We start from the raw sequence: 8,911 nt of genomic DNA on the forward strand, positions 1-8,911 counted from the left end.
AGATTTTCTCGAAAGTGCCGCCGGCGACAAGAAAGTTAATGGCGGTACAAAACGCACAGGCGAAATCTACACAAAACGCGCCTACGGTTATTGCGTTTGACGACGATTAAGATTTTGGCGATTATTAAAACTTATTTTTTTCAACGTTATTATCGCGATATGATTTTCTATACAAAAATGATAAAAAATCATTTTTGTATAGAAATATAGTATTTTGCGGTCATGAAACGAATAATTTTTAAAAATTACATAAAACAACTGCCGTCAAATACAGTTATAGAATATCTAAGAGAAGAAATAACGCCAAAAATTCTTACAGACGAAGTATATGAAAAAATTTCGGAAAATTTTTGTACGCAAAACAAAATATCATGCATTGTCGATAAACTTTCAAATGTCGAAAAAAACGAATTGATTCAAATTTACTTATTTGGAAATTTAGGTAAAAAAGCATCGACGAATTTAATAAAAACCGAAATTCTTAAAACGTTTTTGGTGTTTGAGGGCGCAAAAGAAAGCAAATCTCTGCTATTCGGTTTTCCCGATTTATCCGAAATTATCGCAAAAATCTTTGAGAAAGAAATTATTCGACAAGAACAATCGTCCGGCTCTCCCCTATTGTTTTCCGGCGCTTTTTTCAACGATTCGGCGATTATTTTAGATATGATTCAAAACGGCGAAGCGAAAATATGTGCAAACGGCGCTTATTCTCAACGATTTACCGACTTGATGAAAGAACGCTGCGGAATAGGAAAACTATTGGACGATTACGACGATTTATGCCGAATAATAGAATTTTTTATTAATATATTCAAATCGTTCGGTGCGGAAATTTCTCGTGAAAACGGAAAAATCGACTTGCTTTCAAACGGAAACGAATTACTTGAAAGAATAACCCAAAGCGCAAAAGAAAATATTTCGCAAATTCTGTGCTTTTCTCAAACCATAGATTTCTTGTTTTTGAAAATGCTTGCGTCAAATAGTAATCCGGTAAAATTCAGCGGCGTTTTAGCCGACATTACAGCCGAAATCGATTTTTCTCTCAAAATTTTTCACTGGTGCGGACTCGTCGAATATTTCGACGATAATTCGTTTAAATTCCGCGAACAATCCGTTACGACACATCATCAAAACGGACACATACTGCCGGATTTCAACGTATATATTCCTATAGAAGCAAACCCGCAGCATTTATACAAACTTTTATATTCCGTAAAAATAACGGACGTCGATGTAGTTTATAAGGGGAAAATAGATAAAAAGCGGGTTGAAGAATCCCTTGCCGACGGAGTAAGCGACTGCGAAATTATAGAAATTTTACGATATTGGAACGCCCCGGTCTCGCTTCAAGAAACAATCTCGGAATGGATATCTTCTTTCAGGCGGGCGTTTTGCGATTTACCGTACATCGCCTTTAGAAACGATATAGCTCAAAATATCGCGGAATATTCTGACTTAAAAGAAAAAATTACTCCTGTCGAAGGCTATACTTTCTTCAAAGTGAAACCAGGCGAAGAAAAATCCGTCGTAGAAACGCTTGAAAAATTCGGTTTTGATTTGCGAAAAAGTAAAGAAAGAGAAACGCGGCTTATACCAAAAAACGAGAAAAAAGAAGATAATTTTGTAGAATTTAATTCAAATCCGCTGCTTTCCGTTTTTGAATTGCCGAAAAAACCGGCGAAATACTCGGGATTGATGACCGCGTTTCAACCGGAAAACAGAACCTTGCTTAATTATGCCGTAGTTATGGAGAAAAATATAAAAATCGAATACTTGGATTTAGGTACAATTTCCGTAAAAACGTACAAAATTCTGGAGGTCGCAAACGGATTTATTATCGTCGAGGACAGAGAGGACGCCGAGAAAAAAATCCCGTTTTCCGTCATAAAAAAAATCGGAATTGAAGAGTAATTTTATTTTTTTCTGCGTTTCTTGTTTTTTGCAATATTCTTTTCAACGTCAAAAATCATCTGTTGAAGCGATTTATTATCATTTTCTGCGGAAATTCGTATTTCCATGTTCAACTCTTCAGCCACCGGAATATCGGTAATTTCATATCCGGTATATTTTTCAATTTCTTTTAAAAGATTTATTTCTTCTTTGCAGCAAAAAGAAACCGCTTCGCCTTTTTTGTCGCCTCTTCCCGTTCGTCCGATTCTATGAACATAATTTTCTGCGGCGCCTGGTAAATCGTAATTAACTACATTCGTTACGTTTGCTATATCGATTCCACGCGCGGAAATGTCTGTCGCAATCATTACCGGAAATTTATTTTCACGAAAGTCGTTCAAAATTCTTTCTCTCTCCAACTGCGGCTTTTCGCTGTGAAACGTCTCGCAATTTATACTTGCATTTTTCAAAAATTTGCAAACTCTTTCGGCGCGAATTTTTGTTCTGACGAAAACGATAATTTTCGCGTCGGCGTTATTGACTATAAAATTTTGCAGTAAAAATCTCTTTTGTTCCTGTTCTACAAACATAACCCCGTGTTTTACATTTTTTGAAACGGGATCCTTAGGCGAAATTTGAATACGGACGGCGCTGCTTTTTACTTGCGAATACGCCGATTTTTTAATTTCGTCGTCAATAGTCGCAGAAAAAAACATCGTTTGGTGACGTTGTTTCAACATTTTTTTTATATAATCCAAGTCGTCGTAAAATCCGAGTTTTAACATTTTATCCGCCTCGTCCAAAACGAAATATTTAACGCTTGATATATCAATAATACCTTGTGAAATAAGGTCGAACATTCTTCCGGGCGTACTTATCAAAACATCTATTCCTTTTTGAATTTTCGCCGCCTGCTTATCTTGCTCGACGCCTCCGTATAGAGCGAAATTGATCACGTTGGTGTTTTTGGACAGTAAAGAAAATACTGCGCCCGTCTGTTTTGCCAATTCACGCGTCGGACACATTACGATACACTTAATACCGTCGGCTCTTTTATTTTTTTTTTGTCTGTTTATCAGTTCGATAATCGGAATAGCAAACGCTGCCGTTTTTCCGGTTCCCGTTTGAGCGACCGCCAAAACGTCTTCACCCGCCAAAACCGAAGGAATGCACTTATATTGAATATCCGTAGGTTTTTTGAAACCCGAATTTTCAAGGTTTTTTTTTATTTCGCCGCATATTTCATACTCACTGAATTTCATGCTTATAAAATAATATTCGCCGAAAAACAAAATGGAGCGCAAAATCTCTTTGCACCCCGTCATTGCGAGCATAGCGAAGCAATCCAGAATCGCATTAGCGTCTTACCCCGACTTCATCAAGTAATTATACATTGCCGCTGTTTGCAAAAGAATTAACGTCAACCGACAAATCGGTATCGGTATTTACGGATTTCGTATCGTCGTTACCGCTGTTTTCTTTATCGGTTTTGTCTCCATTCAAGACACTGTCGTATTTCTTTTCGGCGTTTTCGGCGGCGGAAGCGGACATCTTCGCAAAAAGATACATCTGTAAATCAAACTGCATAAGAAATTTTTCGTCTTCAGGCGGAACTTTCCCGCCCCTTCTTATTCGCGACGCAATCATAAGGGCTTTACTGTAATCGTCTTTTTCTTTCTGTTCTTTTGTTTTTTGCCGTTTTTCGGCGCGAATCGCCGATTGCGAAGCGTTTTTACTTTCCCGCGAAAACATTACATTATCTTTTGTACCGGCTTTTTTAACATCCGAAACACCGATGTTTAACTTACGGTTATCTTTACTTAACGCAAAGCCTCCGTAAGATTTTGATATTTCAACATTAATATTCATAATGTCCTCCTTTACTATATTTTTTATCGGTAAAACCTGCGAGCAACTTTATGAATATAAACAGAGACGGAAAGAAAAAACCTCTCCCGACAGCCATTATCCCTCACCGCCAACCCCTGCGGTACTCTCCAAAGGAAAGCGCCGCAGGGGAGCAAAACTTACAGTGTCATTAATTTACAGAATTTTTTGCGCTTTAAAGCGATAAATCGCTGGGCGCAAAATCTTATAAGAAACATCCCAACATGTACCGTCATTGCAAGCGAAGCGAAGCAATCCAGAGACTGCGTTACCGTCTTACTCCCAACTTCGCCGAATACTTATACGTCTTTCCACTGTTTCCTCTCGCTTCGACAATTATAAGATACGTACCATTCGCTACATTTCTACCGGCGTTATTGGTTAAATTCCACAAAATCTCCTTGCCGTTTCTGCTCGTTGTCTCAAACACAACGTTGCCGATATTATCATAGATTACTAAGTTTATCTGCGCCTGTTCCGGCATTCTCACCGAAATCTTTGCAGACTGAGAAACTATACTCTTTTCAAGCAAAATGCCGTGTTTGTTATAATTTTTTCTAACATTGCCAATTGAGATAGGATCTTTCGACTCCCATTTCAAATAAAGTATGGTATTTGCCGTAATCCGCATTCCATCTTCACCGAATATAAATTCGGTCGTACCCGCACTGTTTGTATACCACTTCCCATCATTGACGTATCCCGTTTTTGTAAATTCGTCCGTCAACGGCTTTTGAAGTTCTGGTATTGTACTGTTATGTTCTACACTAATATTTGTCGGAACTGTTCCGTAGCCGTCGTTAAGGTCAAACGAAACCGTATAAACTGGAATCCATTTCAAATAAAGTGTAATGTCTTCGTTTACCACCGTACCATCTTTACCAAAAATAAATTCGGTATAAACATAATTCAAACTGCTGTCGCTACGCGTGTACCATTTCCCGTCATTTATGTAATCCGTTTTCGTAAATCCTGTCGTTACAGGTTTCTTCTCTATAGGAATTGTATCATCCTCAAACGCTACGGCGATATCGGCAGGTTTTGTGCCGTTTCCGCCATTAAGGTCAAAATCTATGAAATTATGTGTCTTTATCCATTTTAGATAAAGTGTTATATTTCCCGTTATCGGGGTGCCGCTTCCGCCGAATACAAATTTTGTTATACAGCCGGAAGTAGTATACCACTCATCGTCGTTTACATAACCCGTTCTGGTAAAGTCGCTTGCAGATGGCTTATCGAATAAATTGCCTCCTGATGCAACGCCAACATCAGCAGGGATAATGCCTGTACCGCCGTTAAGGTTGAAATTTACCTTGTATGCCGTTGCTATGGCGAGATGCTGTCCTGCTATAGTCAAAACATAGTTGATGTTGTAAAGATTAAAATTTCCGAGGAAATCCCGTCCGTTCATTACCGCTATTTTAGAAACGGCGTATTGTTCTGTAGGAAAATCAAGCGTGTATTTTTTATCTCCACAAACAAATATATCGGGGACGACAGTAATTAATTCAAGTTTTTCTGGATAAGTATATATTCTACCCGTTATATTTGGACTTTTGCCAAAGGTTAGCGATACTCTATTTTCGCAGTAAACAGCATAACTGTTATTTTGAATTACCGAAATTGTTCCGCCTGTGATTTTTACTGTTCCTAAGTTACTGAAAACCGCCGCTTTACCGCTTCCGCTTGTCATAACCGTTCCGTTTGAAATATTTATTTTACTAGCAGGAGACGAGAGAGACGTATAATTGATTGCATCGCCGCTTGTCGCCTTTACGATCCCTCCACAAACATTTATCGTGCCATAGTTATGGTTGCTGTAGATTGCGTTGCCATCTGTGCCGATTGCCGTATTTTCCACCGTTCCGCCGTTTATATTGAGCGTAGCATCACTTAAACTGTTAACGTAAACCGTCCCGCCCGAAGAAGAAGTATTTGCTGAAGTAATTTTTGCATTACTCGAAATAGTCACTGTCCCCGAAGTACTTATTGCCGTCCCTGTTGTTGCACTTACCGTTCCACCGGAAATATTTAAAATACCGTTACCGCTACTTATTGCCGTCCCTGTTGTTGCGTTTACCGTCCCGTTGGAAACGGTTACCGCACCTGAATAATAAGCACTATGTATTGCCGTTCCGCTTGCAGCGTTCACATTTCCGCTTTGAATTTCTACCGTACCGGTAGAATTATTATAAATTGCCGTACTGTTGTAACCGACCGTCGCATTTACCGTCCCGCCGGAAATGATTATCGCACCGGTGGAATTATTATAAATCGCTGTGCCATTATAATCACCTGTTACACTCACCACCCCATTTGAAACTCTCAATGAGCCAGTAGAAGCGTTATATATAGTACCGTAGTAGTTTCCGGCTTTCACCGTTCCACCGGAAATAGTTATTTCACTGGAGGAATTGTTAGTAATCGCTCTGCCGGTTCCGGTATTTTCAATGGTCCCACTTGTCATCCAAAATGCGCCGGAACCGCCGGTGATATTAATTAGCGAGTAATTGCCGGAAGGCGTACCTTGAAGTGTCGCTTGCCACGACACCGTTACACCAGCGTCAATGTTAATAGTAAGAAAATCGGCGTTACTTGGTGCGGCAGTCAATGTCCCAGTTACCGTAACGGTGTTGCCGATTACCGATGCGATTAAATTAGGACCGGCTTTGACATTGATTGTTTCAGCCAACTGCGCAGCCGTTTCCGCCCATACGTTTCCAGACACATAAAACACGGTAATCATCGCTGCAGTCATTACTTTTAGCAATATACTGTTGCTTTGCATATAAGTGCCTTTCCTTGTCTTAAATTACCTCTTAACTCCAATTTTAGCCGAGTATTTGTATGTTTTCCCACTCGTCCCTCTCGCTTCAGCGATTATCAAATACGTACCGTTCGCCACATTTCTGCCGGCGTTATTCGTTAAATTCCACTCGACTTTACCGCCTCTTGTTTCTGTCTCAAATACGGTATTTCCGGTATTATCATAAACGACGACTTTCATCTGCGAAATTTTTTCGTTACTTGGCAAATCTACGGCGATAACAGCCTTATCGGAGACAATATTACTTAACAGTCTGATACCGTAGTATTTGTCGGATTTGTTAAATTCGCGGATTGGTGACGGCGTTTCATTTTCAACATTTATCATACATCTATCAATAAAACTACCATCTTTTGTAGTTGCTACAATTATTGCCGTCCCAGCCGATTTTGCAGTTATTGTGCCTTTAGCATCTATTGTGGCGACAGCAAGATTTTCACTTGCCCACGTTATGGTTGTATCGCCTGAATATCCTTTGATAAATGTTGCTTTAATTTTATGAGTTTTACCAACTGCAAGTGTAACATTTTTTTCACTCAACGTAAACGGTATCGCTCCCATATCAAAATCTTCCCAAACTTTGGCGACTTTGTATGCGTAAAGTGCCTCAGTAGGAACGAACAACTTAACAGACGAGATTGTTACATCACGAAATACGTTATAATCTATCTTCTGCGGCGATATTGCTCTATTGATAATTTGAGTTAACTTGACGCAATCACGAAATGCCTCATCATTAATAGAATTAACAGATTCAGGAATAACAACAGACATTAATCTGTTACAATATGCAAAAACTTGATAGCCGATTTCAGTAACCGATACCGGAATTATTACCGATGTTAACTTATCGCAACCTGCAAAAGCACTACTTCCGATTTCTGTAACCGAATTTGGAATAATTATAGAAGTTAATCCACTACAACCTGAGAAAGCAGAACTACCAATAGAAATAACCGATTCTGGAATTGTTACCGATGTTAACTTATCGCAACTTGCAAAAGCACTACTTCCGATTTCTGTAACCGAATTTGGAATAATTATAGAAGTTATTCTGCAACGAGAAAAAGCGTAATCAGGAATCCTTGTTACATTACTTCCAATATTAACTGCGGTAAAATTATAGCAATCAGAAAATACCGGATATGAGGAACTTCCCATATTAGTGCAGTTAGTTGCGTTAAAATTTACCGCAGTTAATTCACTACAACCACGAAAAGCACTTCTACCGATTTCTGTAACCGAATTTGGAATTGTTAATACTCCAGCTAATCCACTACACCTATAAAAAGCGGAATCGCCAATTTCAGCAACCAAATTGGGAATTGTATAATTTGTTCCTATTTTACTCGTCGGATATTTAATTAGTTTTGTTTTTGCTTTATTAAACAGTACTCCGTCAATTGAGGAGTAATTGTTATTATTTGCATCAACGTTTATTGCTGTTAAACTACTGTGGTTAGAAGTGAAATTGGGAATCTTTGTTACATTACTTCCTATATTCATTGTGGTCAAATTATTGCAATCGCCAAATACCGAATAATACGAAGAACTATTTGCAACAGTGCAGTTAGATGCATTAAAATTTACTGTAGTTAATCCGTTACAACCAACAAAAGCCGTATTGTCGATGGAAGTAACCGAATTGCCAATAGTTACCGAAGTCAACTCATCGCAATTTATGAAAGTATAAACGGGAATCTTTTTTACGTTGTTTCCTATGTTTATTGCAGTCAAATTACTGCAACTTTTAAAAGCATCATCACCAATTTCAATAACAGAATTAGGGATAGTTAATGTTCCCGTTAACTTGCTGCAACCTGAGAAAGCGGAATTACCTATTGTTGTAACCGAATTACCAACAACTACCGAAGTTAAATCGCCACAACTTTTAAAAGCATCATCACCAATTTCAATAACAGAATTAGGGATAGTTAATGTTCCCGTTAATCCACTACAATAAGAAAAAGCATAGTTAGGAATCCTTTTTACATTGTCTCCGATGTTTATTGTGATCAAATTATAGCAACCGAAAAAAGCACCACTCCCAATTTCAGTAACAGAATTAGAGATAGTTAATGTTCCCGTTAATCCCCTACAATAAGAAAAAGCATAGTTGCCTATAGAAGTTACCGAATTAGGAATAACTACTATTTTTAAACTGCTACAATTTTTAAAAGCATCATCACCGATTTCAGTAACAGAATTGGGAATGATTATTTCTTCAATCATATCACAATTTAAAAATGCTTCAGAATTAATTGTTTTGCACGGTGTTATAACTGTTACCTTTTTCAGATTTTTAGG

At 38.3% G+C, this 8,911-nt stretch carries 5 protein-coding genes; 1 reads left to right on the top strand and 4 read right to left on the bottom strand.

The genetic code is table 11. The features are described from left to right. The first annotated feature begins 222 nt into the window (after positions 1-222). A complete protein-coding gene (locus tag LBH98_10215) occupies positions 223-1,911 on the top strand; it encodes a hypothetical protein (protein ID MDR0305121.1) in 1,689 nt (562 codons plus the stop codon). A gap of 2 nt (positions 1,912-1,913) precedes the next feature. Here the strand turns inward: LBH98_10215 and LBH98_10220 are convergent, their stop codons facing one another. The 4 genes from LBH98_10220 to LBH98_10235 all read right to left on the bottom strand — a co-directional run bounded on the left by LBH98_10220 (position 1,914) and on the right by LBH98_10235 (position 8,902). Further along, positions 1,914-3,224 carry a DEAD/DEAH box helicase gene (locus LBH98_10220; GenBank protein MDR0305122.1) on the bottom strand — a complete coding sequence of 437 codons (1,311 nt, stop codon included), beginning with the start codon at positions 3,222-3,224 and terminating at the stop codon, positions 1,914-1,916. Positions 3,225-3,276: 52 nt separating this feature from the next. After that, a complete protein-coding gene (locus LBH98_10225) occupies positions 3,277-3,759 on the bottom strand; it encodes a hypothetical protein (GenBank protein MDR0305123.1) in 483 nt (160 codons plus the stop codon). Between the two features lie 286 nt (positions 3,760-4,045). Beyond that, the gene (locus LBH98_10230; GenBank protein MDR0305124.1) at positions 4,046-6,565 is read right to left on the bottom strand and encodes an InlB B-repeat-containing protein; all 2,520 of its coding nucleotides are present in this window, start codon (positions 6,563-6,565) and stop codon (positions 4,046-4,048) included. Positions 6,566-6,589: 24 nt separating this feature from the next. Further along, a complete protein-coding gene (locus LBH98_10235) occupies positions 6,590-8,902 on the bottom strand; it encodes a leucine-rich repeat protein (protein ID MDR0305125.1) in 2,313 nt (770 codons plus the stop codon). Positions 8,903-8,911: the final 9 nt, after the last annotated feature.

The sequence above is a fragment of the Chitinispirillales bacterium genome (assembly GCA_031254455.1).
Taxonomy (GTDB): domain Bacteria; phylum Fibrobacterota; class Chitinivibrionia; order Chitinivibrionales; family Chitinivibrionaceae; genus WRFX01.